Below are 25621 nucleotides of genomic sequence, written 5' to 3'. Positions count from 1 at the left end.
GCTAAATTTATGGGAGAATCTAACCAATTTCCTTTTCATCTATCGTTGATGAAAGTTAATGATGTTCCGCCGCAAATCAGTGACTATTTAACCCTTTTTCTTATGCTTAATGGTAGTATGACTGTGACAACTGCTGGAAAAGACTATAAGTTAAGTAGGGATGATGTACTAGTTATTAATCCACGTCAGCAATTTCAGATTCAGAGTTCAGAAAAGAACTTATTGTTATCGTTACGCATTTCTAGATCACCGATCACCTCTCAATTTAAAGAAAACTGGCTGCCGTATATTGAGTGTTCAACTTCACAGCAATCTAAGCTTGTCGGGACAAAAAAAATCCAACAGCTACGTGAAGCGCTTGTTCATCTGATGGCTGCTTATTTTAAGCAAAATGAAGAAAGTGAATTGGAAGTTTATCAGCATTTTTTTACAGTGCTAACACAATTGGTCAAGGGGTTTAAAAAAGAGGTTGTTCCAGCTCTTCAAGTAAAATCTGAAATAGCGGATGATCGTTTAGCTCAGTTGCTGGAGCTGATTCAAAAAAGCTATGATCAGCCCATTTCATTGGAAGCGCTAGCAGAATCAAGTGGTATGTCCTACTATCATTTGTCTCGCTCTTTTAAGAAACATGTAGGGGTTACTTTTACTGAGTACCTAAATCAAATTCGGTTGATGCATGCTGCTGAAGCGTTGATTTTAACTACGCAATCGGTTATCAGAGTTGCTTTGAACAGTGGTTTTTCTAATGCTAAAAATTTTCATCAAGTATTTAAAAAGCATTATGGATTAACTCCAGCAAATTATCGTAAAAAATATTCTTTAGCCAATGCTCAGGCAAAGCACTCAACAGAAATTACTGATTATCAAGAAATTACTGGTGCGGCAGCGTTACAGGAATTAGCAAAATATTTGGTAGAAAATGATATCGAAGATGAAAATGCGGCAATTGAACAGCATTTGCAATTAGTGTTACCTAAAGAGCTTCAGTCAGAGTTTCATAGTAGTAAAAAAATTATAAAAATTGGACCTGCTGGGGAAGGTTTAGCAAATGGTGTTCAACGAGAATTGTGTATTTTGCAAAAAGATTTGGGGTTTGACTTAGTTCAATTTGAAGGATTTTGTGAAGAAACGAATTTTGAAGATGATGTTTTACTGGTGTCAGAGTATATTTTAAATAATCAATGGTTTGATTTTTTAGTGAAAATCCAGTTGAAACCAATGATTCAGCTGTATTTGCCAGAAAATTTCACATCAAAAGAAGAAGTCCAACTATGGTGTGACAAGCAGCTCAAAATCATGCGGCATTTTTTGAATCGCTACGGTAGAGATGAAGTGAATCAGTGGTATATTCAATGGTCGTTGCCAAAAGTTAGTGGGTGTTGGAATGAAGACAATTGTTGGGGATATCGTTATTTTTACCGTAAATTGAAACAATTAGGCTCTAGTTCTAAGCTTGGGCTGATGTCATTACGTTCACTTGATGAAGAAGAATACGAGCAATATCAAGCGTTTATTGCAGAACAAGGGGCCCAACATTGTTTGCCTGATTTTATTAGTTTTCATGCAGATCCTTATGCGTCAACTTTAATCAAAGATGAGCATGCGTTGCGCTTCAAAGAGTATCAGCAAGAAATTTTGAACCGAGTGAAATCTGTTATCAATGCAAGCCAATCAGAAAATGATTCTATCTTTTCAAAGTGGGCGCCAGAATTATTTTTAACAGACTGGAATACTTTGGTTGGAGAAGGCAATACTTTTTCTGGAACATTTTTCCGTTCGGCATTGATTTTAGAATCAATTGTTGAACTGTCAAAAGAAGTGACGGGAATTGCTTATTGGTTGAATATTAAGGTAAAGGAACGACAAACTCATACTAGGGAAGACAGTAGTTTATCGGTTTTTCTTTATGAGGAATTACGTCGACCGCTCTTTTTTTCATTACGTTTTTTGAGTCATTTAAAAGGAGAGCTCGTTGCTCGTGGAGATGGTTATATTTTGACGCGAAATCAGGGGCAGTTCCAGCTATTGTTATACAATTCGAGTTATTTGGATCCGTTTGACTCAGTAGATACGCTTCAAGTACAATATCAAACAAAGAAAATGAAGATTCATTTAAGTGAGTTGCCTGTGGGAAACTACTTGATTCGGGAATACGTCTTGGATAAAGATCATGGCGGTATTTACAATGATTGGATTCGAGTTGGCGGACAGGCGGAGTTAGATCATGAATTACAGAAGTATTTAGAGCAGAAGATTGTACCCCGGTTTGAATTGAAAAAAGAGCAGATTGATTCCTTTGGTTATGAGCTTGAAACAATATTGACGTTGAATGCTTGCCAGTTGTATTTATTTCAGCCTTTGTATTGAAAAGGGGAGTTTTGGTTGTAGTATGGATAAAGTCATTAGGAGGAGATTGACATGGAAATAATGGATAAAATTTCAGATTTTTTTGAGGATCGACGGAGAGCAAAATACAAGCGGACTAGAGAGAAAAACGACAGGTTGCGAGCAAAGGGGAAAACACCCGTTAAAAAAGGGTGGGGAACAATGGTGAATACTGGAACTGGTGGAATTAATCGAGATCCTAGTACGAGGGTTTATGATGTCGCTCAACAGCAAAAAAATATTTCTGAAGAACAAGAAATCAAGGAACGTCGTTCAGGTGAGGTTAAAAGAAAATAAAGTAGATAGAAAAGCAAAAAAAGGTATTCTTTTTTTGCTTTTTCTTTTTATCTATCTCCATATTCAAAATATTAAGACTATATCAAGCAATTAACGTAATTTTTATTTGTGAATTATTGTATATAATAAATTTATAGAAAACGTTTTCTTATATTGAAATGATGGAGGAAAAAAATGGAGACACAAGTTGAAAAAACAGTAGCAAACAAAAGCAGTGCAGGGTTGATTTTCGCTTTAATGGCTGGTTACTCGATGATTTATATGGATAAAAGTATGATTTCTACCGCTGTTCTACCGCTGGCGAAAGAGTTTAATCTTGATGCGGGGCAGACGGGGATGATTATGTCATTCTTTTTCCTAGGATATTCATTGATGCAAATTCCTGGAGGTTGGTTAGCAGATAAAATCGGAGCAAAAAAAGTCTTAATGTTGTCACTAGCAATTATTTCAATTTTCTCATTCGCATTTGGGGCAGTTAGTAGTTTAATGTTATTTATGGTCATCCGCTTTTTTGCAGGTCTTGGTCATGGAGGATATCCGCCAAGTTGTTCAAAATCCATTGCTGATAATTTTCCGCAAGAACGTAGAACCTTTATTCAATCATTGATTTTATCCACATCAGGTATCGGTGGAATTTTAGCCTTTACGTTAGGAACGAATTTAATCAATGCGAATTGGCGTTATGGTTATTTGGCATTAGGAACAATGTTTGCGATGGCGTTGGTTCTTGTTGCTGTATTTGTACCTAGTCAAGCGACGAGTGCAAAAACTAGCTCAGTGAATAAGCCAGCCATTAAATTTAGTCAAGTGATCACAAATCGCAATGTATTAGTCTTGTTTGTCGCGATGTTGCTATTGAACTTTTTACTTTATGGAAACATGTCTTGGTTGCCAAGTTTCTTAGCACAAAAATTTGCCATTGATATTAAAACAATTGGGTATTTATTAGCAGTCAATGCAGTTTTCCAAACAGTAGCAACAATGTTTGCAGGGGCACTATTATCAAAACTATTTTTAGGGAAAGAGCGCATGTTTATCCTTAGTGCAACAGTTTTAGCCGCAATTTTAGTTGCCGCTTTTGTGGCATCGAATAACCTAGTTCTATCAATGATTTGTTTGATTGCAGTGAGTATGGTTTCAGTTAGTGCCTTTACAGCGATCTTCACTTGGCCGCATAAAATCATGGACCCATCAATCATTGGTTCTTCCATCGGAATCATCAATACTGGCGGTACTTTAGGTGGTTTCTTAGCACCCATGATTCTAGGACAATTGATCAAAGCTGCTGGTGGTTCATTTACTCTAGCATTTGGCTTCATGGCAGTAGCTAGTTTACTTTGCGGACTTTGTGTATTAGGAGTGAAAAAAGAAGCGTAATGTCAGACAAAAAATTTAAATATAAAAGCGCCTTTGATATCATCGGTCCAATCATGGTCGGTCCTTCCAGCTCTCATACAGCTGGAGCGGTCAGGATCGGTAATATGGCAAAAGAATTATATAAACATATGCCCAAAAAGTTGATCGTGACATTTTTCGGTTCTTTTGCGGAAACGTATAAAGGACACGGAACGGCAGTTGCGATCGTTGCAGGGGTTTTAGGTTTTGAAACACATGATGAACGAATTCCAGAAGCTATTAAAATTGCTGAGAAACAAGGAGTTTTTATCGAATTTTTAGTTAGTCCAAAAGCAACAGAACATGCTAATACGGTGAATTTAGAGTTGATAGACGAACAAGAAATGCTGAATTTAACAGCTATTTCGATTGGCGGAGGCAGTATCCAGTTGACTGAGATCAATCATCATTCTACCTTGTTGAATCAAGATCAAGGCAACGGCTTAGTTTTTACCACAGATCAGTCAAGCGTAGCGATTTCACGTATTGAAGATGCATTGGAAAGTCCTGCTTTTGTGGAAGTTCAGCAATTAAATCAAGAGACAGTTTTCTTTGTGGAAACGCTCAGTGATATTAGTCAAAAGTTAATAGCAAAAATCAGAGAAATACCGGGAATAACAGCAGTCTTGCCAACGACCAGCTAAATTAGAGGACGTGAATTTTTTGTTTGAATCAATAGAAGAACTTGTGCACAGAGCACAAGAGCAGCAGTGTAAAATATCCGAAATCATGATCGCTCAGGAAATTGAGACTTCTGGACGTACTAGAACAGACATCATGAATCAAATGACCTTAAATTTAGAAACAATGGAAGCAGCGGCAGCTAAAGGTATTCAAGGTGTTCGCTCGCACTCAGGTTTAACTGGATATGATGCGAAAAAACTGCAAGCATATCTAGATAAAAAAACCGTCTTAACGGATGATACCTTCGTCAAAGCTTTATGTTACGCAGTAGCGACCAATGAAGTGAATGCGGCGATGGGCATGATTTGTGCTACACCAACAGCAGGATCAGCGGGTGTTGTTCCAGGCGTTTTGTTAGCGTTTAGTGAAAAATTTGGTTCAACGCGTGAAGATATGCTGCACTTTTTATTTACAGCCGCGGCTTTTGGGTTTGTAACAGCGAATAATGCTATGATTTCTGGTGCAGAAGGCGGCTGTCAGGCTGAAATCGGTTCGGCATCTGGCATGGCAGCAGCAGCTTTAGTGGAAATGGCAGGAGGCACGCCAGAACAAGCGAGTCATGCCTTTGCGATTGCTTTAAATAACTTGATCGGTTTGGCTTGTGATCCAGTGGCAGGCTTAGTAGAGATCCCTTGTATCAAACGCAATGCGGGTGGAACGTCAAATGCAATCAGTGCAGCAGAAATGGCTTTAGCAGGAATCCAAAGTGAAATTCCCGCAGATGAAGTGGTAGAAACAATGTATCGTGTCGGTCGAAGTATGCCAGCTGATATTCGTGAAACGGGTATTGGTGGATTAGCTGGAACAAAAACAGGAAAACGAATTGCCAAAGAATTATTCGGGATTGATCGCTAATTAAGAACGTGTATGATTTAAACTAGATAGAAAACGGATGACAGAAAAGAAAGGAAGAACTAAGAATGGATGCAAAACAACAAATTTCAGAATTAATTGACGCAAAAAAAGACCAATTTATCGCCGCAGCAGATCAAATTTGGGGTACACCAGAAACAAGATTTGCAACAAGTGAATCGGTTAAACCATTTCTTGAAATTTTAGAAAAAGAAGGTTTCTCCATTGAAAAGGGTGTTGCCAATATGGAACATTCTTTTGTTGCGACATACGGTAGTGGAAATCCAGTTATCGGAATTTTAGCTGAGTATGATGCTTTAGGAAACTTAAGCCAAGTGGCTGATTTAGGTGAACAAAAAGCAGAACATGAAGGCGGCAATGGACATGGCTGTGGACATAATCTATTAGGGACGGGTGCTTTAGCAGGTGCTATTGGTGTAAAAGATTTAATGGAAAAAGATGGTTTGTCAGGTACAATCAAGTTATTTGGTTGTCCAGCAGAAGAAAGTGGCTATGGGAAAGCATTTATGGTAAGAGATGGCGTGTTTGACTGTCTTGATGTGGCACTTTCATGGCATCCAATGGATACAAGTATGGCCTGGGGCTTGAGCAGTTTAGCAGTTTACCAAATTTATTATAACTTTAAAGGCGTTTCAGCTCATGCAGCCGCCGCTCCAGAACAAGGTCGTAGTGCCCTTGATGCAGCAGAATTAATGAATATTGGGGTACAATTTTTACGTGAGCATATCATTGATGAAGGTCGTGTTCATTATGCCTTTATGGATGCTGGCGGCGAATCTGCCAATGTGGTTCAGCCAACCTCTAGCTTATATTACTTTATCCGCGCACCAAAACTAGAACAAGCAGAAGAAATCTACAAGCGCGTCAATAAAATTGCAGAAGGTGCGGCCTTGATGACTGAAACAGAGCTGGAAATCGTTTTTGATTCTGCCTGTGCCAATTATCTACCAAACCAAGCGATGACAACGGCAATGTATGAAAACTTAAAAGAATTCGGTAACTTGAATTTAACAAAAGAGGATCAAGAATATAGCCAAAGATACTATGATAGCTTAAATGAGGTAACGAAAGAAAGTTTAGTTGCCAGAGCGAGACAAAGCAACCCAACGGCTAGTGAAGAAGAGATTCAACGACTTGGAACAATGCCAGTCTTAGATCAAATCAGTCCATTATTCTTCTCAAGTGCTACTTCTGGTTCAACGGATGTTGGTGATGTTAGCTGGGTTTGTCCGACAGCCCAAGTCTTGGTTGGCTGTGAACCACAAGGAACTCCGCCACATTCATGGCAATGGGTGGCGAATGGTAAATCATCAGTAGCGCATAAGGGATTGTTAGCAGCTGGAAAAACAATTGCAACGACCGCTTATGATTTATTGACGAATCCAGAACTAGTAGCACAAGCGAAAGCAGAACATCAAGTAACAGTTGGTGGTAAAAAGTATCAATCTGCTATTCCGGCTGATGTAATGCCTAAATAAGAAAAAGAAAGTGACATCGTATCGTTGTAGTCATGACTAGCTATCAAAAGAACCTTTACCAAATCGATAAAAATAAAATAGAGCAGGACAAAAAAGTGATACTTGTTTTTTGCCCTGCTCTATTTTCCTATATGAAATTTCCCAAGTTGATTTATCTCAAAACATAGTATACCCTAACTATAACAAAGCAAGAACAGGAGCGATCATATGGCTATGATGGAACGTCCAGATGAACGAAAAGCATTGGAAATTCTTCAAAAAGCAGAACCGGAAAAATACCAATCCGCGATTCTTTTAGATAAACCAGATATTCAAAATCCAAAACAAAATATCGGTGTAGAAGTAACACAATCATTAAAAGAAAGTGTGCTGAAAGCTTTGCAGTTGGATGCGATCAATGTACATAACGATGAGCAAATCCTTGAAATTATCAAGGAAAAATACGGAAATGAGGTTCTTAGAATCAATCTACCGTTACCCGATAACTCGAAGAAAGAGGTCGCCATTTCAATTGCTAACTGGCATTCACTCTTTAATTTGATTGAAGCGTATGATAATAAAGCCGAAAAACTCCAAAGTGGGAATTATAAAATATACAAAGAAAATAATTTGTTCATCTTTGTCTTTGGTGAGGGTGAAAAAAGCATTGAGCAATTAGCCAAACACATTTACAGAAAAAGAACGAAACAGCAATATGATTTTATCTATGTCTATAGTCAGCCCAATTTATATAAGATTGATCGCCAAATGAAGATAGTAGTGAAAAGAGTTCCCATATAGGAACTCTTTTTTTATTAACTTAAAAAAACTTATATTTTATTTAGGAAAACTTATTATTATGCAAAAATAGATATATTTGCTATACTCAGAATAAATCAGGAGGTAACGTATGAATCAAAAAGAACGAATCGCAAAAATTTTAGAGTTACTACAAGAAAAAGAAAAACTAGAAGCTACTGAATTAGCGGACTATTTCCAAATCTCTAAAGACAGCATTCGCCGCGATATTTTATTGATCGTCAACGAAGGGTTGGCTGAAAGATATCGTGGAGGTATCACGCTACCAATCATCAAGACAAAAATCGAAGATTATTCCAATCGTTTAGTTGTGAACAGCCAAGAAAAAATCCAAATCGCTCGTAAAGCAGTAGAAAAAATCAGTGCTGACCAGACAATCTGGCTAGATGTTTCAACTACCGTTCAATTTATTGCCAAAGAACTTACCCAAGAAAATGTCCTGATCGTCACCAATTCCATCGATAATGCCATATCAGCGACAGAAGTGAATAAGCAACAAGAAGTCTTTCTTTTAGGAGGCTACTTTAATCCTAGCTCTCATTTGCTTCATGGTACATCGGTGATGACTCAGTTAACGAATTTTTACTTTGACATTGCTTTTATCGGAGCGTCCGGTATCAACGAGGCAGGCTTATTTTACTCCGAATTAGAAGATATCGAATTAAAACAAACAATCATTAAAAATACCAAAAAAACTTGCGTTGTAATCGACAACTCTAAAGTCAGAAATACAACAAACTTTAAACTAGATTTCTCAGAGATCGATTTATTGATCACAGATAAGCCATTGCCAGAAACAATCACTGCTCAATTACAAAAAGACGAAGTAACAATCATACTTGTAGAAGGTGGAGAAAAATGAAAACACTCATTCAAAACGTAACCATAAGTAATGAAACAGGATTAGAATTAGTTGATATTTTAATCGAAAATGAAACCATTTTAGCAATCGAAGCAGCAGAAAATAAGACATTTTCCAATACAGCAGTTGATCAAAGCTTAGATGGTCAAAGTCAATTGCTGATTCCCGGAATGATCGATGTTCATATTCACGGTGCCAATAATTTTGACATGATGGATGGGACTACAAAAAGCATTCAAGAAGTATCGAAAAAATGTTTAGAAACTGGCTGTACGGGATTTTTAGTCACATCTGTTACATCTTCTTTAGGCGCATTATTGACGATGATCGACCGGACTAAAGAAGTTATCGGACAGGAAGAGGGGGCAAAAATTTTAGGTATACATCTAGAAGGTCCCTATTTAAACGTAAAAAGAAAAGGTATGCAAGATCCAACTTATTTAAGAAACCCAGATTTAAAAGAAATGGCTACGATTTTTGATCAAGCAGGTGATTTGATCAAAATGGTTACGGTAGCACCAGAATTGCCAGGCTGTTTAGAATTGATCACCTATTTAAAAGAAAAAAATGTTGTCGTTGCAATTGCGCATTCTGATGCAACATATGAAGAAGCTCAGATTGCTTTTCAGCATGGCGCAACACATATTACTCATTGCTTCAATGCCATGCCGCCAATCCATCACCGGGCACCAGGGTTAGTTACGGCAGCGCTTGAAAATGATGATGTTAGTGTTCAAGCAATCGTTGACGGTATTCATTTACATCCGGGAATCGTCCGTTTATTGCATAAAATAAAAGGGGCAGATGGAGTTATTTTGATTACAGATGCGTTGCAAGCTATGGGTGTGGGTGATGGCGCTTATGAATTTGGCGGTCACCAAGTCACGGTAGAAAATGGTGTTGCTCGCTTAAAAGACGGCACCTTGGCATCTAGCACAGTTACGATGAATGAAGCACTTAGACTGAGTGTAGAAATGGGCATTCCGCTTGATGATGCAATCAAAATGGGAGCAACCACTCCGGCTACTATTTTAGGAGAAAAGAAAATAGGAAAGATCGAAGTAGGATATGATGCTGACTTGATTCTTTTAGATAAAGAGTTTAGTGTGATAGAGAAAATTTTAAAAGGACATAGAAAATAAAAAGCAGAGGATGGGACAGAAGTGCTTTTTACTTTTGTCCCACACACTAGTCTTCATTTTATTGGATAACAGACTTCCGTAATATATAATTCTTCTCGTTCTTTTGTAGCAGGACTAGAATGATAAATGGTAAAGATATCACCAGCAGGGACGTAGCCATTCAATCTAAGCCATTCACGCATATCCTCATGGACTTTAGGCATTGTCGAATAAGCACCACTAGTCACAACAGAAGCAATCAAGCCAGGAGAAAAAAATTTTGCTGTCGGATAAATCGTTTTGAGTTTTTCAGGAATTGTGATCATGACTTCAATATCAATAATTTCAGAAGAATCATTATGAAAGATAGCCATAGATCGACTGAGTGCTGGCAAATCTTCTGTTCTTATTCCAGCAAATAATTTCTGCCAAAGCTGTTCTTCTTGATAATAAGACGCTACTTTTTCTCGGTAAGTAAGCACGAACATATCATTCATGTTTTTTGTTTCTACAGGATGGTTGACTGCTGCGATTGTTGAAGTTGTCTTTTTTTCTTCTAACCAATCTAAATAAGCCAGTTGAAGTTTTTTTTCAGCTAATTCAGTTTCCAGTTTTTTGCGATGTGTGGTTAAATAATTAGTTTGTTCCACGGGATTATCTAAAAGCATGGCGATTTCTTTTAAGGGAATGCCAACATTTTTAAGTGAGAGAATTCTATTCGCCTGATTGATTTGTTCGGGTGTATAGTAGCGGTAGCCGTTATCTTTTTTCGTAATTTTTGGCTTTAATAAATTTAGCTTATCATAGTGTCGTAACATACGTGGACTGATATTCGTCAACTCGGAGAACTCGCTGATTTTAAACATGTTTCCTCCTTAAATAGATGGTCAGATTTCTATTTATAACTATACACTTGACTTTGACATTATGACAAGGTTTAAAATAAACAGAAGACAGAAATTATCGGACAGAAGGGAATGGCGTAATGCGTACATATGAGACGAAACAAGCATTGATTGACGAGATACAAAAAAGATATGAGAAATATGATGATGAGTTTGAACAAATACCCGAATCACTAAAAGATACAAGAAGCGAAGAAGTAGACAAAACACCTTCAGAAAATCTATCTTATCAGCTTGGATGGGTGAATTTGATTTTACAATGGGAGAAAGATGAGCAAGCTGGAAAAGTCGTCCAAACACCGACTCCAGAGTATAAATGGAATAATTTAGGTGGCTTGTATCAATCTTTTTATGAAAAATATGGAAAATTCAGCATCGCTGAGCAAAGAGAAATGCTAAGAGCATCTGTCGCTGAGGTATGTACTTGGTTAGCAACACTTTCAGATCAAGAGTTGTTTGAAGCGGGACAGAGAAATTACGCTACCACCAAAGCAATGTGGCCATTATATAAATGGGTCCATATCAATACGGTTGCACCATTCACAAACTTTAGAACCAAGATACGTAAATGGAAAAAAGTTATCTTGTAAATGCTAATTTGAACAGAAAAAGAATCACTCGTTCAGGCTGCCCTATTAAATTGGGAAACCTAGCGAGTGATTTTTTTTAAAATTTATTCAACTTTGCGTTTTCGTTTCTTTTTTTGTGCTAAGCGTTTTTTTTCTTTTAGTTTTAATTTTTGTTTTTTATTTGTTTTGTGCACATAGCGCCAGAATAATAAAATGAGCAGGATGATGATGATCTGAAGAGCAGTATTTAAGTAACAGCACCAGTTTGTCATTTTTTTCTCCTTTGCTTTTTTTTCTAGTGGAATTCGTTCACCTCTGACAAGGAGGCGGTGAGTGTTTATCATATAAGGTGTACAGGTCAGTAGTGTGATGTAGTCTTTTTCAGGCACTATTTTTAAATCTGTGATGTCTTCTGGTAAAACGGTTTTAATTTGATTTATCCTGTATTCATGAGTTTCACCGATAATATCAATGAAAAAAGTATCACCTTTTTTTAATTCGGGAAGATCTGAAAAAAGTTTTGAACTGGGAAGTCCTCGATGGCCAGTAAGAACACTATGTGTATTCTTACCACCGATGGGCAAAGATGTTCCTTCCAATACACCAATTCCTTTTTGCAGTTGTAAATCCGATGCACCGCTGTAAACAGGTAACTTAACATTTATTTCTGGGATTGTGATATATCCTAAAACATCGCCTAATTTATTTTCTAGTGCATCAATGACCTTATGTTTTTTGTCTTTTTTCTCAGGCTTCTTTTCATTCTTATTATCAAAAGGATCTTCACCGACAAGCTCACCGCCAGTTATCATATCTTTATTGTAGTTCATCATATCTGTTACTAACTTCATTTTTTCATCACGAGATTTTTGGTTAACTTCTTTTTGGTAGGTATCAATCACACGTGTATGATAAAAATTAGCATATAAATTACTTAGGATCGGATAGGAAAATAGAAGAAAACCGGCAAGGAAAATACTTCCCATAAGGATATTGATGCCAGTATTTTTCTTCCTTTTTTGCACCTGTATTTTCGTCATTTTCTCTCCTACCTTTAAGACAGTCTTTTTTTAAAGTATTAAATATAGACAGAAAAGCATGAGAAATGACTCCCCACGCTTTCTGTTTATCTTCGTTAACAATTATGCATGACTATATTTTTTTCTATAAAATAGGAATGCTACTCCCATTAAAATTAGGCCAAGAGCAAAAAATAGGATAGTTCCAATTGACCCAGTGATGGGAATCGTTGGTGCGTTTGTATTCAGAATAACTAGTTGAGCTTCATCTGAATAACTTTTCTTGTCGATCGTGAATTTCTTGTCTTCTGTCAAAAGATTGTAGCCGCTAGGTGCTTTTGTTTCTTCTAGTAAGTATGAGCCATAGCCTAATCCATAAGCTTCAAACTTACCCTCTTGATCAGAAGTTAGAACGGTTGCTTCTTTCTTTTCTTTTACCCAAGTAATTGTTTTATCATTATTTCTTTTTAGGTAAAGAGGTCCTTTATAGCCATTGTTTTCTTTAGCATTCGCATTTTTGTAGATAACAAATTCAGCATTTGCCAATGGTTTTTGTGAAGAATTGACTTTTAAGAACTTACGACCACCTGTTTCAACTGTTGGCGGTGTTGGTTGAGTTGTGGCAGCATCTACATAACCATTATTTACGGTTAAGATAGAATTGTTGGAAATAGGTGTACCTGGTATAGCAGTATGATTGATGACTGTATCAAATGTAATGGTAATCTGTTTTCCGTTAGCTAATTGACTAGTAGAGCCTGGGAAAAGTTCTTCAATAAAGATGATTGTAATGACACCATTTGCTTCAGTTACTTTGTAGTATGAAGGATTCAATTGAACGCCATCAAGTGTGATGATGATATTCCCAATATACGTTAAATGTGAGTCTAACGTATTGGTGATAACGTATTTAGTATATTCTTTGATGTTCTTTGGTACGTCTGTAGTGACTTTCCAAGTGACAGTTTTACCAATATCAGTACTTTCATCAGTCAATCGCTCGCCTGATAATGTTGGTTTTAGATAGTTTAGTAAATTAGTTGAAACAACTTTCGCTTCGTCCAAGGCACCGCTTTCATTATAGGCGTGATTTTCAGGTTTGATTGAGAAATCAACTTTACGACCATTTAGTAAGAAGTTATCAGGTGCATTTGTTTCAATAAAATAGTAATCTCCTACAACTAAATTGCCAACGATATCTGTAAAACCGTCGCCATGAGATACTAAATCAGCTTGAACTAAATTATCTGCTTGACCAGTAGCTCCTTTTTTATACAGAGAAAATGTTGCACCGATCAATGGTTGGTTATCTTCTGTTAACTTTTGTGTTTTTGCAGCGCCTAGCGTTACTGCATTTTTGGTATAGATGTGAACTTGATCATTCCAAGCTGAACCATCTGTGTTCATGATCGGTAGTGAAACAACAACGGGGGCAGCAATTTTTGTAGCTCCTAATTCAGAGGTTAATTCTACAACTAAATATTTATCTGCCGGCAATGTCTTTGTCTCAAAAATACCAGCAGCGTCGGTTTTGCCAGTTGTTTGCACAACATTTGGATTGTTTTTCACTGAATTGTAATAAGCGATTGCTTCAGCCTGGCTTGGGCTAGAGCTTAATTTGCTTTTTTTCAGTGAAACTACGGCAAATTCAACATCAGGAGAAGGCGCAGCTCCAGAAGGTAGTTCGGTTAATTGGGCTCCGTCTCCGGCAATCGTGGGCAAGTCCTGTGCGCCACCAAACTTTAACTTGTGAATAAACAATTTTCCTTCTGTGGGCTTTTCTGTAACGGCTTGGGCATGACTACTGAACAAAGAAAAACTAAGAGGCACCATTAAAACAAAAATCATAAGCAACGACCAAAAATTCCTTACACTTTTCTTTAACATTTGTAACATTCTCCTTCCCGTTCTTTCATATTATGAATTTTTTTAAATTCATATGGTTATATTATCATTTATATTTGTTTTTTGGAAATATAAAGTAATGTTTTTATTGTTTTAAGTCAAAAAGTGATGCTTTTTTGTTTTTTAATAAAATATAAATAAAATGTAAGGCGGATGAGTTTCAGGGAAGTGGGAATAGTGTATAGAAAAACACCCTGATATCCTTTAGAATGAAGGCGACGAAAACCAATCAAAAGGAGAAAATCAAGATGTCCTATATAAATCTTATCAACAATACTTACTCTTTGTTTTAGTTTTACTAGAATGAATGATTTAAATTTCTATCAATAGTATAATTGCTCGATGCATTTAATGAGTTGCTCTTATTTCTAAATTTGTTGTGTCATACAACACACGTGCATGATTTTCTTTGATCAGTTTCTTTTCCAATAGATTACCTGTTCTTTTATCGATACATTTTCTGAAAATTTGTCCATTACGGAAAACGTGTCCATTTTCTTTTGAAAAATATTCATTTTCAGCACGAATATGATAACTGTAAACTTGTTCATTGTCTGAGCGAAGTTCACCATTAAGATGGGTTTCGCTGACAGAAATAATCAGTTGATAGGTATTTTTCGTATTATTTTTAAAGCGATAGTCCAGGTAATTATAAACAATCGATGTCCCTGTCCCAAAAGGGATTTTACGCCCATAATCTGGGAAAAGATCTAAGCCGTCATGGTGGTGATGTTCAGTGATTTCTAATGGTGAATGAAGAATGATCCAATGAATCAAGTTAGTAAACTGGCAAAGACCTCCACCAAGTCCAGGGCGAACAGCATCGTTAAAAATCGTTACACCATCTTTATATCCTTTACTTGCAGAACATTTACCAACTAAATGCCAGAAAGAGAACGTTTCGTTCGGTTTGATCAAAATGTTTGATACTTTAGGTGCAGCCAGTTTTAAATTCGCTGCTTTATTTTCCTGTAATGTTAGATCCGTATTTCCTAATTTTCGGCGTATCAAAGAGGTATGCTTGTAAACGGATACAGCTAAAAGCTCATCCGTTTTAGTTTGAGCAAGCGGCTCCTGTTGAATAAAATCTCGCATTTTTCTCTGAAAAATATTCTTTTTTATAGAGATTTCATACGTTAGCGGTGATAATTCACTAAACAATTTCCTTTTCATTATTTCTAACCCCATTTCTTTTTGTAATGATATCGTAACATATTGGACTTGTTTTTGAAATGGAAATGAAATCTTTTGATATTTCTTAAGAATTGATTTTTCACTAATCTGCTTTTAAAACGAAAAGAGAGCAAGTCATTTTACGTAGACCTGCTCTCTTTTCATATATTTTCTAAATAGTTAGTAACTGTTCAATATCTAGTTCAGTCATTGAAGTAACCTGTAAATCTGCTCCAGCTAAGGTTTCTGTGGCCGAAATACCTACAGCATACATTCCAGCAGCTTTGATTCCTTCGATTCCGGCTTGTGCATCCTCGAAACCTATTGCATCGTTTGGCACAACGCCGATACATTCCGCTGCCTTTATGAAAATTTCTGGATCAGGCTTTCCTTTTTTCAGAGTTTCCGGATCAACGATATGACCGAAGAAATCAAGAACACCTAATTTCTCTAAAATCATTGGTGCATTTTTAGAAGCTGAAGCGATCGAACAAGGAATATTGTGTTCTTTTGCTTGGGCTAAAAAATCATGTACACCTGGCAATAAGTCTGTTTCAGAAAGGTCTGCCAGAAGTTTAACATATTCATCATTTTTCTTTTGAGCTAGAGCTTCTTTTTCTGCTAAAGTAAAGTCATTTTCTCGTTGTCCATAAGCTAAAATTTTATCCAAAGAATCCATACGGCTGATCCCTTTTAGCGTTTCATTGAATGCTTCATCGATTGTAATGCCCAGACTTTGTGCTAAATCTTTCCAAGCAATGTAATGGAACTTGGCTGTATCTGTAATGACGCCGTCTAAATCAAAAATAAATCCTTTTTTCATTGGGATACTCCTGTCTGTTTTTAGTAGGTAATAATCGTATTTTCGTCTGCTGTTAATTGATAAGATTGGTCTTTAACAATCACTGTTGTCTTTTTAGAAGGACAAATTTGCACTGAATTTTTTGAAACCGTTACAGAATAGTGAATCCCTTTATGGTCAAAATTAAACGTTATATCCGACCAGTTTTTAGGTAAGTTTGGTTTGATCGTTAGATAATTCTTTTTAATATCGATTCCAGCATAAGTGGTTAAGGTCACATAAATTGTTGCAGCCATCACACCTGTATGGATTCCTTCAGCGGTCGTTCCACCTTGAATATCTTGATAATCAGAATAGAGAGCTTCTTGATATAATTTCCAAGATAAATCATGGAAGGCAACTTCTTCTGCCAGTTGTGCATGGACGATTCTTGACAAAGTAGAACCGTGAGATGTTCTGTTTAAATAGTATAAAAGATTTTTTTCAAGATAATCTGTAGGTAAATCGTAGCCAAGCTCCTCTAAAATTTCATCGATTTTTTCTTTATTTAGATTATAAAATAGCATCAACGTATCGGCTTGTTTAGATACTTTATAGTCATCAGGAGACTGACCTTCGGCTTTCAAAATACGATCCATTCGATAAATGTTGCCATATTGTTCTTTTGCTTGTTCCCAATCGATTTCTTTTAAATCAAAATAGCCTTCATATTGAGCGATGATCCCATCTTCGTTGACTTCGATCGATAAATGTTTGCGGATGTCGTTCATTTTTTCAAGATTTTCTGCTGTGATTTCTGTTTTATTAAATAATTTTGCTTGTTCTTGCGTATTTAATAGTGAGAGGATAGTTTCTAACTCCTCAAATAGCCAGACCACCATTAAGTTGGTGTATGCATTGTTTTTTAAGCCGCTTTCGGTACTGTCAGGATAAGCTTCATGAAATTCATCAGGACCCATGACTTTATCGATATAATAGCGATTGGTCGTTTCATCAAAAGTCGCAGCACTGCGCCAGAAATTAGCGATTTCCAACAACATTTCAGCTCCATATTCTTTGATAAATAGATCATCGCCAGAATTATTCCAATACATCCAGATATTATAAGCGATCGCTAATGACACATGACGTTGCAGGATGCTGTGGTCTTCACCCCATTCGCCATTTAAAGGATTTAAGTGAAGCTTTTGTGTATCTTCACTCCCGTCAAGACCGGATTGCCAAGGGTACATCGCCCCTTCATAGCCACTTTCGCGCGCATTTTCTTTTGCTTTATCTAAACGATTGTATCGATACATTAGTAGCTGTTTTGCAGTTTCTGGAAAATGGAGGATATAAAATGGCAAGATAAAGATCTCATCCCAGAAAATATGACCGCGATAGGCTTCGCCGTGTAAACCACGAGCAGTTACAGAAACATCTAGCTCATTATTATTAAATGGAGAGGCAGACACTAATAGATGATAGGTATGAATACGTAATAATTTTTGCGACATCATATCACCTGTAAGTTGAATATCTGATTTTTTCCACAAGGATTCCCAAGCACGCTTACTTTCAGCAAATTCTAAGTCAAAAGAAGTTGCCGGTAAAGAAGGGTTTCCCCAACTTTGCTCAGCGATTGAGGCTGTGACTTGAATATGTTTTTCAAGTGTATAAAGGTTATTTTTCTCAGCACTAAAAGTTAGTGTTTGTTCAATTTTTTCTTTTTGAATGGTATTTTTTATAGCTGCTGGGTCAAAAAAGTCTCCAATCATCGTAGATATTTGCTGAACCTTTATTTTTGATTGAGTGGTCTCAATTTCAATCACAGTGTTGTTTTTTTCTGCAAGTAATTGTGTGATGTGGAAGTGTTTAGCTGTTAAATTGCGATAGCGTTCTACATTAAAATTGTAAACAGAGCCATCAGTTGTTGCTTTGACTGTGATTTCTTTAGAAAAATTCAAGGGTTGGATCGAATACTTGATGCTATAATTATTCATTTTTGCCATGTTAACAATTTTATGCGCGGTTATTTTTAATTGATGTCGATATGAGTCTTCAATAATCATGTGAGACGTGAACAAGCCTGTTTTTAAATCTAGATTTCGGTGTAAATAGTGCAAAATAGAATTTTTTAGATTCAACCATTCATCTGTTCCAGACACTTTAATGTGAATGGATTGGTTGTTTGGTGAGTTAACAAAATCCTCATTTTCAACGATTTGACCAGCGATTTCGGAGGATTCTTCATTATAGAGTCCTGCGATATAGGTTGCAGGATAATGGTCGTTCGAAAGGGTCATTTCCGGAGTTGTACCGCGTAGCCCCATAAAGCCATTCCCAATCGTTAATAAAGATTCGACAGAATATTCTTCTTTTCCAGGTGTATAACCAAAATAGTCAAGATTCCAAGCTAAATAATCAGCTTTTTCCTTGAGAACTGTGATCAAATCAGTTTCTTGACTCTGTTCAGAAGCTAGCAAAATCGGAATGTTCAATAGCTCTGAGAACTGTTTGGTAAAATTTTCAAGGCTCTCATTTAAAAGGGAGACTTGCTTGTTTACAAGATAGAATTCAGGCGTAATCGTGTTAAAAATAGCTCCTTCTACAGTGGGATACAGTTCTTTGATTTGTGTCGTTAAAATTTGTGCTGTTTTTGGAAATTCAAAATCAGAAAAGGGAAGTATTTGTTCTGATAGTAGAGTTTGTTGTTCTTTTTCTTGAATATGTAGGCAGTTTGGCTCAAGTGTAAATAATAAAACGGTCATGGGAATGCTCCTATCTAAAATTTATTTAAACTTGTATAGACATGTTTGCGTTTTCGTTTACATTATAGTATGAATAGCTTGTAAATACAAGTGGAGAGTCCAAAAAGAATTAGGCTGGTTTAAGTGCATACTTGTTGAGAATGCTATTTTTTTAAGTGAGAATATGCTATCATTTTCTTTGAGTATCCTAAGGTGGAGGGGTGGACATGAACAAGTTTCATGATATATTTTTAGAGTTGGAAAAAGGGATTTTAGACGGAACCTATCAACCTGGAACATTACTTCCGAGCGAAAATCAATTGGTTGATCAATATTCTGTTTCAAGAGAAACGATTCGCAAGGCCTTGAATTTACTGATCAATGCAGGTTATATTCAAAAGAAACAAGGCAAAGGCTCAATTGTTTTGAATGTTCGTAAGTTTGATTTGCCGATTTCTGGCGTGATTAGCTACAAAGAATTACAAAGTGCACAACAAATTCATAGTGTAACTAAGGTTGTGGAATTACAAGAAGAGCAGGTTGGTGACTCTTTAGCACGTTTGACTGGTTGGAGAAAAGGTGCTGCAGTTTGGCGATTAGTTCGACAAAGAGAAATCGATGGAGAAGTAGTTATTGTTGATATTGATTATTTGCTAAAGGAAATCATTGAAGTATTGCCTGAAGAACGAGCAGCTGATTCGATTTATGATTATTTTGAAAACGATTTAGGTTTAGCAATCAGCTACGCTCAAAAAGAAATTACAGTAGAAGCTGCGACAAAAGAGGATCAGGAATTAATGGCTATTCAAGAAGATACTCATGTTGTTGTTGTGCGCAGTGTGGTAAGTTTAGAAGATACACGTTGTTTTGAATACACAGAATCCAGACATAGATTAGATAAATTTAAATTTGTTGATTTTGCTAGACGAAGAAAAACGTAAGCAAAAAAGTAATTGTTTCTAGGAGATGAAAAACGTGTATATAGGGATGATCTATTTTATTGTTATTATTTTAGCTAATACAGTTGGCGCAATTTCAGGAATGGGTGGCGGTGTGATTATCAAGCCAATCTTAGATACGTTACATTTTCACCCTTTGGCGGCTATTTCGTTTTATTCTAGTGTAGCAGTTTTTACGATGTCGATTGTTTCTACGTTGAGACAGCTGAAAAACGGTCTGAAACTGCAGCTTCCGATTGCTGTATTTGTTTCTTTAGGCTCTGTTCTAGGTGGGATTAGTGGAAACACAGTGTTTGAGTCATTATTACAAGTATTTGCTAATGAAAAATATGTTCAGGTGATTCAAATTATACTAACGATCATTACTCTGTTGTTTGCATATTTCTACACAAAAATTGGCAATGAACGATCTTTGAATCTTTCTCACCCGATTTGGTATGTAATTGCCGGTATATTTTTAGGATTTATTTCTACTTTATTGGGAATCGGCGGCGGTCCAATCAATGTGGCACTGTTGATGTTATGTTTTGGTATTCCAATCAAAGAAGCTACAGTTTATTCGATTATTACAATTTTTTTTTCGCAGGCGGCGAAATTAGGTACAATTGCTCAAACATCAGGGTTTGACCGATTTGATTTAACTATTTTATTATATGTGATTCCGGCTGCAGTTATCGGCGGTTTTGTAGGGGCTTTGATCAGCGGTAAAATTTCTTCTGAACGAGTGACTCAAGTTTATCAGTTGGTGATTCTTTTAGTGTTATTACTTAATTTGTGGAATGGTGTTCAATTATTTATGTAAGCATTTAGTTACCTAAATGTTAGCCCCAAAAAACACATGTTAATGAGTTTTTCATTATGCTATAGTAGTGCTTACCAGTTTAGAATAAAAGGAGAAGAACAATGGGAAAAAGTTGTTCATGTTGGGTTTTTGGTTATGGTAAGTATGTTATTTGTTGGATGTGCTTCGAGTACGGCAGAGGAAATTGAAATCAATGAGGATAAGGTTCCTTCTATAGATTCTAAGGAATCGTCAGAAGGAACAATGATTCAGCTTGTCAAAGAGTCTGTATCTAGCGGGGACATTTTGTTGATTGATTTTGTGTATCCAGCAATGGCTAGTGAGAGTGTTAAAATTAGATATCGGTCTGGTCTAGGAACGTTAAAAATGACTGAATAAGAAAAAAGTGGTTCTTGTTACTATTTTAATTGTGGAGGTTAGCAGAATGGATTATCATGTTAAAGAATTTGCGAAACTAACGACGAAAGAATTTTTTGAAATTGTCAAATTGCGTATTGCTGTATTTGTTGTTGAGCAAAACTGTCCGTATCAAGAAGTCGATGAAGCTGATGAACAGGCATTGCACACTTGGCTTCAAGACGATTCGGAAATAATGGGTTATACACGAATCATCGATAAAGGAGATACGGTGACTTTTGGCAGAGTAATCGTCAATCCTGATTACCGTGGGAAAAAATTAGGCAACAAACTTGTAGAAGAAACATTGAAAGTCATAGAAGCTTACTATCCAAATCGACCAATTATTATTGGGGCGCAAGCTCACTTGACAAATTTTTACGGAGCTTTTGGGTTTGAAGCAATTTCGGAAGAGTATTTGGAAGATGATATTCCTCATATTGATATGAGAAAAAATTAAATGAGGTTGAAGTAAAAAGCACCTAGTATAATGCAGTAGGTACTTTTTTACTATTGCTTATTTGAATGTTAAGGTGCTGAGATATGACTCGAAGAGTTGTGTCTCAGCACCTTTTTGGATTAGGGATAGAGCTTAAAAATGAGGATTATTGAACCCAGTTACATAATATAAAAACAAATATACTAGCCAAAGTACACCTAATAATAAAATAATACGAGCGAACCAATTTGTTTTTATGTTCAATTGCCAGCCAACAACTATAAAGGCGAGACCTATAACGCAATTTATAACAAATGTTCCTAGATGAGGTTGGATTAATTGTATAAAAATCCCCAAAAAGATAAGTGTGGAAATTGGTAAGCTAATTTTAGTCAAGTTTTTTTTCATGTGAATTTATCTCCTTTAGTATAAAGTATACAGGAAGTATTAGAGTAATGTATACGTTTTAAGGAAATAGTACTGCAAATAAAAAACTTTCCTAACAAACATAAGCATACCTATGTTTGTTAGGAAAGTTAAGTTATGGATATAAGGGTAGTCGATAATTATTTTTTGATATTTTCAGAGTTATTTTTTGTAACATTATTTAGCGTTGCAGCATTTTGTGCTGCCAACAAATCACGAATTTGCTCTAATAGCTCATCCGTTGCAGGTGCAACAACTTCTTCATCTTCTTCTGGTTGTGGTTTTTTCTTCATTTTATTAACAGCTTTTACGATCAGGAATAAAACAAAGGCGGTAATTAAAAAGGTAATAAGGGCACTGATCACGTCGCCGATGTTGAACGCTACGCCTTTTACATGAAAAACAAGCGCTCCGAGTGCATCGTCCGCACTTTTTTCTCCAGTAGTCAAGACGAATACTAAACTAACCAAGGGTGTAATTAATCCGTTAACGATTTGCGTGACAATAGCAGTAAAAGCAGATCCAATAACGACCCCAACGGCTAAGTCAAGGACATTTCCACGCATAATAAATTCTTTAAATTCTTTAATCATAGGTTTAACCTCTCTTTCTCAAATCTAGTATACAGAAAAAATGAAAAAAATTGAAATGAAAGACTCTTACATCAAGGAAAGACAGTTGAGCTGTGCTATAATTAGATGGATGTAGAAAATCTTAAAAAAACATTTAAAAATGGCCGGATGATTGTATTTTATATCAGGCTTTATTATGATGAAGAGCAAAGAGGAGCTGACAATATGCCGATCACATTAGCACAAGGAGTCAACTTACATGTTGTTCCAACAGAAAAATATAAAACGGTGCGTATTTTGGTTCGTTTTAATACGCGATTAAATAAAGAAACGATCACAAAGCGGACACTTTTGTCTAGCTTGCTGGAAACAAACAGCTTGAATTATCCCGACCAAGTGAAGCTTAGCGAAAAGCTAGCAGAATTGTACGGTGCGAGTTTTGGGATCAATGTAAACAAAAAAGGAAACGTACATTGGTTGAACCTTTCAATGAATTTGGTCAATGACAAATATTTAGAAAATAGCCATGTTTTAGCGGATGCCGCTGATTTTGTGAAAGAAATTTTATTTTCCCCCAATGTGATTGAGGGTCGATTCGAAGCGGAGACTTTCCAACGTGAAAAAGAAAATCTAAAAGCCTATTACGAAAGTATTTCAGAAGATAAGCAAGTCTATTCTTCTTTGGCTTTACAAAATTTATATTTCAGCCAATCTGAAGACCAAAAAATTCCAAGTTTCGGTACTATCGATGATTTAGAAAAAGAAACTGCTGAAAGCATTGCCGCATATCATCAACAAATGATCAAAGAAGACCAAGTAGATATTTTTGTTCTTGGTGATGTGGACGAAGCGCAAGTGACAGAACTATTCAGTAAATTGCCATTTGAAGACCGGGCATCTGGAATCGCAGATATTTTTTATACACAGCCATCACGAAATGTCATCGAAGAACGTTCAGAACAAGAAACGTTGGCGCAGTCTAAATTAAACTTAGGCTATCATACCGATGTCTATTATGGGGATGAAAACTATTTTGCATTACAGATTTTCAACGGTGTATTTGGTGGATTTCCTCATTCTAAATTGTTTATGAATGTCCGTGAGAAGGAAAATTTAGCGTATTACGCATCAAGTAGTATCGATACTTTTCGAGGATTTTTAAGTGTCCAAACAGGAATCGACGGCAAAAATCGTAACCAAGTTCTACACTTGATTTCTGTAGAATTAGAAAATATTCGCCAAGGAAATGTGACTGACTTGGAGATCGAACAAACGAAAGCAATGCTGAAAAATCAATATTTGCTTTCTTTAGATAATGCGGGAGCTGTTTTGGAGAATGAATATTTGAATGATTTGATTCCGCACCTTCGTTTAAAAGATGACGAATGGATCCGTCGAATGGAAGCTGTCACATTAGCTGATGTTCAGCGAGTTGCCAAACGAGTGCAATTACAAGCCATTTTCTTTTTGGAAGGAGAAAAAGCCGATGCATAAAAAAGAATATCCACAAATTAATGAAGTCTTGTATACAGAAGTTTTAGAAAATGGCTTGACTGTTTATTTATTGCCCAAAGAGGAATACAACAAAACGTATGGCTTGTTCACAACAAATTATGGTTCGATCGACAATGAATTTGTACCGATAGGTGAAAAAGATTTTGTGAAAGTACCAGATGGGATCGCCCATTTTTTAGAACATAAAATGTTTGAAAAAGAAGATGGGGATGTTTTCCAACAATTCGGACGCCAAGGTGCTTCAGCCAATGCATTTACAAGTTTTACCAAAACAAGTTACTTATTTTCAACAACAGATCAAGTAGAAAAAAATTTAGAAACCTTGATAAATTTTGTTCAAGAACCTTACTTTACCAAAGAAACCGTAGATAAAGAAAAGGGAATCATCGGACAAGAGATTCAAATGTATTTAGATGATTCTAATTGGCGTTTATTTTTCGGTACGTTGGGCAACCTATATCCGAAACATCCATTGCATATTGATATTGCAGGAACTGTAGAAAGTATTGGTGAAATTACTGCAGAAGATTTATATACTTGTTACAATACCTTTTATCACCCGAGCAACATGACTTTATTTGTTGTGGGCAAGATGGATCCAGAAGCCATGATGACCTTTATTCGTAAGAATCAATCTGCCAAAACATTTACACAAGCAGCACCGATCAAACGCCATTTTCCTAAAGAAACAGCTGCAGATATTATTAAAGAAAGCTCGCTAGAAATGGCTATTAGTCGTTCTAAAGTCATTGTTGGGCTAAAAGGCTTGGATGACGTTCCAACAGATGGAAAAGAATTGCTTAAATATAAAACAACGGCTAATTTATTGTTTCAATTACTATTTGGCAATACGTCACAAAACTATTTGAATTTATACAACGAAGGTTTATTAGATGATAGTTTCGGTTATGAGTTTAATTTGGATCGTAGCTTTCATTTTGCTGATTTTGGCGGAGATAGTGATCGACCAGAAGAATTAGCTGAACGGATCGAAGAGATCTTACTAACTGCCGATGATAGTTCAGAAGTGACAGAAGAAAACTTGTCATTACTAAAGAAAAAAATGATTGGGAAATATTTCCAATCTTTAAATTCATTAGAATATATCGCAAATCAATTTTCACAATCGCTTTATGGTGAAACAACCTTGTTTGATACGCCAGAGGTGATTGAAAGTGTTCAATTATCCGATGTGAAAAATTTGGCACAAGTATTTATCAATAAGGCTGGCTTAAGCCGCTTTTATATGTATCCTAAAAAATAGAGCGCATTCGGTTTTTATCAATAGCGGAATGCTTGCTCGAACATCTATTATCGGAATCAAAAAAAGTCCGATATTTGGTTAAAAACTTTCAAAAATGTTATCCTCATTGTGAAATTTTTATGTTATGCTTAGGTAAGTTAGGTAAAATAAATCTTCCAGTATTTTGACGAGTTCGCTAACAGAAGATGTACAGTTTTTACTTAAATGTTTTACATAAACTAGTAATGAAGATAACGCATTTATACAAAAAAGA

General features: G+C 36.2%; 23 protein-coding genes. 16 read left to right on the top strand and 7 right to left on the bottom strand.

Annotation, left to right across the window (positions count from 1 at the left end):
• Positions 1–9 precede the first annotated feature (9 nt).
• From I580_RS11850 to nagA, 9 genes are all read left to right on the top strand, one after another.
• Complete coding sequence (locus I580_RS11850; RefSeq protein ID WP_010770394.1) at positions 10–2367, top strand: helix-turn-helix domain-containing protein; 2358 nt, start codon at positions 10–12, stop codon at positions 2365–2367.
• Positions 2368–2418: 51 nt separating this feature from the next.
• Positions 2419–2682 (top strand): hypothetical protein, encoded by a 264-nt coding sequence (locus I580_RS11845; protein WP_010770395.1) that lies wholly within the window; start codon positions 2419–2421, stop codon positions 2680–2682.
• A gap of 174 nt (positions 2683–2856) precedes the next feature.
• The gene (locus tag I580_RS11840) at positions 2857–4059 is read left to right on the top strand and encodes an MFS transporter (RefSeq protein ID WP_010770396.1); all 1203 of its coding nucleotides are present in this window, start codon (positions 2857–2859) and stop codon (positions 4057–4059) included.
• Positions 4059–4721 (top strand): L-serine ammonia-lyase, iron-sulfur-dependent subunit beta, encoded by a 663-nt coding sequence (gene sdaAB / locus I580_RS11835; protein ID WP_010770397.1) that lies wholly within the window; start codon positions 4059–4061, stop codon positions 4719–4721. The genes I580_RS11840 and sdaAB overlap by 1 nt, the downstream gene beginning before the upstream one ends.
• Positions 4722–4740: 19 nt before the next feature.
• The gene (gene sdaAA / locus I580_RS11830) at positions 4741–5616 is read left to right on the top strand and encodes an L-serine ammonia-lyase, iron-sulfur-dependent, subunit alpha (RefSeq protein WP_010770398.1); all 876 of its coding nucleotides are present in this window, start codon (positions 4741–4743) and stop codon (positions 5614–5616) included.
• Positions 5617–5681: 65 nt separating this feature from the next.
• Positions 5682–7112 (top strand): amidohydrolase, encoded by a 1431-nt coding sequence (locus I580_RS11825; protein ID WP_010770399.1) that lies wholly within the window; start codon positions 5682–5684, stop codon positions 7110–7112.
• 207 nt (positions 7113–7319) lie between these two features.
• The gene (locus I580_RS11820; protein WP_010770400.1) at positions 7320–7892 is read left to right on the top strand and encodes a hypothetical protein; all 573 of its coding nucleotides are present in this window, start codon (positions 7320–7322) and stop codon (positions 7890–7892) included.
• A 109-nt stretch (positions 7893–8001) separates the two neighbouring features.
• Positions 8002–8772 (top strand): DeoR/GlpR family DNA-binding transcription regulator, encoded by a 771-nt coding sequence (locus I580_RS11815; RefSeq protein ID WP_010770401.1) that lies wholly within the window; start codon positions 8002–8004, stop codon positions 8770–8772.
• The gene (gene nagA / locus I580_RS11810; RefSeq protein WP_010770402.1) at positions 8769–9914 is read left to right on the top strand and encodes an N-acetylglucosamine-6-phosphate deacetylase; all 1146 of its coding nucleotides are present in this window, start codon (positions 8769–8771) and stop codon (positions 9912–9914) included. The genes I580_RS11815 and nagA overlap by 4 nt, the downstream gene beginning before the upstream one ends.
• 53 nt (positions 9915–9967) lie before the next feature.
• On the opposite strand, the gene I580_RS11805 is transcribed toward nagA, so the two are convergent.
• Positions 9968–10759, bottom strand: a complete 792-nt coding sequence (locus tag I580_RS11805) for a MerR family transcriptional regulator (RefSeq protein WP_010770403.1) — start codon at positions 10757–10759, stop codon at positions 9968–9970.
• Positions 10760–10878: 119 nt separating this feature from the next.
• Here I580_RS11805 and I580_RS11800 point away from each other — a divergent pair, with 119 nt between their 5' ends.
• Complete coding sequence (locus I580_RS11800) at positions 10879–11388, top strand: ClbS/DfsB family four-helix bundle protein (RefSeq protein WP_010770404.1); 510 nt, start codon at positions 10879–10881, stop codon at positions 11386–11388.
• An 83-nt stretch (positions 11389–11471) separates the two neighbouring features.
• On the opposite strand, the gene I580_RS11795 is transcribed toward I580_RS11800, so the two are convergent.
• The 5 genes from I580_RS11795 to I580_RS11775 form a co-directional block, all read right to left on the bottom strand.
• Positions 11472–12353 carry a class C sortase gene (locus I580_RS11795; RefSeq protein ID WP_167324165.1) on the bottom strand — a complete coding sequence of 294 codons (882 nt, stop codon included), beginning with the start codon at positions 12351–12353 and terminating at the stop codon, positions 11472–11474.
• Between the two features lie 156 nt (positions 12354–12509).
• Positions 12510–14273: a SpaH/EbpB family LPXTG-anchored major pilin gene (locus I580_RS11790; protein ID WP_010770406.1), complete on the bottom strand. Its 1764-nt coding sequence runs from the start codon at positions 14271–14273 to the stop codon at positions 12510–12512.
• A 366-nt stretch (positions 14274–14639) separates the two neighbouring features.
• Positions 14640–15464, bottom strand: coding sequence for a VanW family protein (locus I580_RS11785; protein ID WP_034859969.1), 825 nt, complete (start codon positions 15462–15464; stop codon positions 14640–14642).
• Positions 15465–15636: 172 nt separating this feature from the next.
• Positions 15637–16287: a beta-phosphoglucomutase gene (gene pgmB / locus I580_RS11780; protein WP_010770408.1), complete on the bottom strand. Its 651-nt coding sequence runs from the start codon at positions 16285–16287 to the stop codon at positions 15637–15639.
• Between the two features lie 20 nt (positions 16288–16307).
• Complete coding sequence (locus I580_RS11775; RefSeq protein ID WP_010770409.1) at positions 16308–19016, bottom strand: glycoside hydrolase family 65 protein; 2709 nt, start codon at positions 19014–19016, stop codon at positions 16308–16310.
• A 206-nt stretch (positions 19017–19222) separates the two neighbouring features.
• Between I580_RS11775 and treR the strand changes: the two genes are divergently transcribed.
• The 4 genes from treR to I580_RS11755 are packed head-to-tail and all read left to right on the top strand — an operon-like array spanning position 19223 to position 21612.
• Positions 19223–19936, top strand: coding sequence for a trehalose operon repressor (treR, locus tag I580_RS11770; RefSeq protein ID WP_010770410.1), 714 nt, complete (start codon positions 19223–19225; stop codon positions 19934–19936).
• Positions 19937–19982: 46 nt separating this feature from the next.
• On the top strand, positions 19983–20756 hold the full coding sequence (locus I580_RS11765) for a sulfite exporter TauE/SafE family protein (RefSeq protein ID WP_248632344.1): 774 nt from the start codon (positions 19983–19985) through the stop codon (positions 20754–20756).
• Between the two features lie 42 nt (positions 20757–20798).
• Positions 20799–21134, top strand: a complete 336-nt coding sequence (locus tag I580_RS11760) for a hypothetical protein (protein ID WP_034859971.1) — start codon at positions 20799–20801, stop codon at positions 21132–21134.
• A gap of 46 nt (positions 21135–21180) precedes the next feature.
• Positions 21181–21612: a GNAT family N-acetyltransferase gene (locus I580_RS11755; RefSeq protein ID WP_010770413.1), complete on the top strand. Its 432-nt coding sequence runs from the start codon at positions 21181–21183 to the stop codon at positions 21610–21612.
• Between the two features lie 545 nt (positions 21613–22157).
• On the opposite strand, the gene mscL is transcribed toward I580_RS11755, so the two are convergent.
• Positions 22158–22610: a large conductance mechanosensitive channel protein MscL gene (gene mscL / locus I580_RS11745; RefSeq protein WP_010770415.1), complete on the bottom strand. Its 453-nt coding sequence runs from the start codon at positions 22608–22610 to the stop codon at positions 22158–22160.
• 204 nt (positions 22611–22814) lie between these two features.
• Between mscL and yfmF the strand changes: the two genes are divergently transcribed.
• Positions 22815–24083, top strand: a complete 1269-nt coding sequence (gene yfmF, locus I580_RS11740) for an EF-P 5-aminopentanol modification-associated protein YfmF (protein ID WP_034860046.1) — start codon at positions 22815–22817, stop codon at positions 24081–24083.
• The gene (gene yfmH / locus I580_RS11735) at positions 24076–25368 is read left to right on the top strand and encodes an EF-P 5-aminopentanol modification-associated protein YfmH (protein WP_010770417.1); all 1293 of its coding nucleotides are present in this window, start codon (positions 24076–24078) and stop codon (positions 25366–25368) included. Before yfmF ends, yfmH begins: the two co-directional genes overlap by 8 nt.
• The last annotated feature ends 253 nt before the right edge of the window (positions 25369–25621 follow it).

Source organism: Enterococcus caccae ATCC BAA-1240, assembly GCF_000407145.1.
Classification (GTDB): domain Bacteria; phylum Bacillota; class Bacilli; order Lactobacillales; family Enterococcaceae; genus Enterococcus_L; species Enterococcus_L caccae.
The sequence above is the reverse complement of the archived record's forward strand: the minus strand, read 5'-3'. Positions and strand labels throughout refer to the sequence as shown.

Coding starts and splice junctions, on each gene's coding strand:
- I580_RS11850 (WP_010770394.1), top strand. CDS start 10: ATGGGAGAATCTAACCAATTTCCTTTTCATCTATCGTTGATGAAAGTT.
- I580_RS11845 (WP_010770395.1), top strand. CDS start 2,419: ATGGAAATAATGGATAAAATTTCAGATTTTTTTGAGGATCGACGGAGA.
- I580_RS11840 (WP_010770396.1), top strand. CDS start 2,857: ATGGAGACACAAGTTGAAAAAACAGTAGCAAACAAAAGCAGTGCAGGG.
- sdaAB (WP_010770397.1), top strand. CDS start 4,059: ATGTCAGACAAAAAATTTAAATATAAAAGCGCCTTTGATATCATCGGT.
- I580_RS11825 (WP_010770399.1), top strand. CDS start 5,682: ATGGATGCAAAACAACAAATTTCAGAATTAATTGACGCAAAAAAAGAC.
- I580_RS11820 (WP_010770400.1), top strand. CDS start 7,320: ATGGCTATGATGGAACGTCCAGATGAACGAAAAGCATTGGAAATTCTT.
- I580_RS11815 (WP_010770401.1), top strand. CDS start 8,002: ATGAATCAAAAAGAACGAATCGCAAAAATTTTAGAGTTACTACAAGAA.
- nagA (WP_010770402.1), top strand. CDS start 8,769: ATGAAAACACTCATTCAAAACGTAACCATAAGTAATGAAACAGGATTA.
- I580_RS11805 (WP_010770403.1), bottom strand. CDS start 10,759: ATGTTTAAAATCAGCGAGTTCTCCGAGTTGACGAATATCAGTCCACGT.
- I580_RS11800 (WP_010770404.1), top strand. CDS start 10,879: ATGCGTACATATGAGACGAAACAAGCATTGATTGACGAGATACAAAAA.
- I580_RS11795 (WP_167324165.1), bottom strand. CDS start 12,353: ATGGGAAGTATTTTCCTTGCCGGTTTTCTTCTATTTTCCTATCCGATC.
- I580_RS11790 (WP_010770406.1), bottom strand. CDS start 14,273: ATGTTAAAGAAAAGTGTAAGGAATTTTTGGTCGTTGCTTATGATTTTT.
- I580_RS11785 (WP_034859969.1), bottom strand. CDS start 15,464: ATGAAAAGGAAATTGTTTAGTGAATTATCACCGCTAACGTATGAAATC.
- pgmB (WP_010770408.1), bottom strand. CDS start 16,287: ATGAAAAAAGGATTTATTTTTGATTTAGACGGCGTCATTACAGATACA.
- I580_RS11775 (WP_010770409.1), bottom strand. CDS start 19,016: ATGACCGTTTTATTATTTACACTTGAGCCAAACTGCCTACATATTCAA.
- treR (WP_010770410.1), top strand. CDS start 19,223: ATGAACAAGTTTCATGATATATTTTTAGAGTTGGAAAAAGGGATTTTA.
- I580_RS11765 (WP_248632344.1), top strand. CDS start 19,983: ATGATCTATTTTATTGTTATTATTTTAGCTAATACAGTTGGCGCAATT.
- I580_RS11760 (WP_034859971.1), top strand. CDS start 20,799: ATGAGTTTTTCATTATGCTATAGTAGTGCTTACCAGTTTAGAATAAAA.
- I580_RS11755 (WP_010770413.1), top strand. CDS start 21,181: ATGGATTATCATGTTAAAGAATTTGCGAAACTAACGACGAAAGAATTT.
- mscL (WP_010770415.1), bottom strand. CDS start 22,610: ATGATTAAAGAATTTAAAGAATTTATTATGCGTGGAAATGTCCTTGAC.
- yfmF (WP_034860046.1), top strand. CDS start 22,815: ATGCCGATCACATTAGCACAAGGAGTCAACTTACATGTTGTTCCAACA.
- yfmH (WP_010770417.1), top strand. CDS start 24,076: ATGCATAAAAAAGAATATCCACAAATTAATGAAGTCTTGTATACAGAA.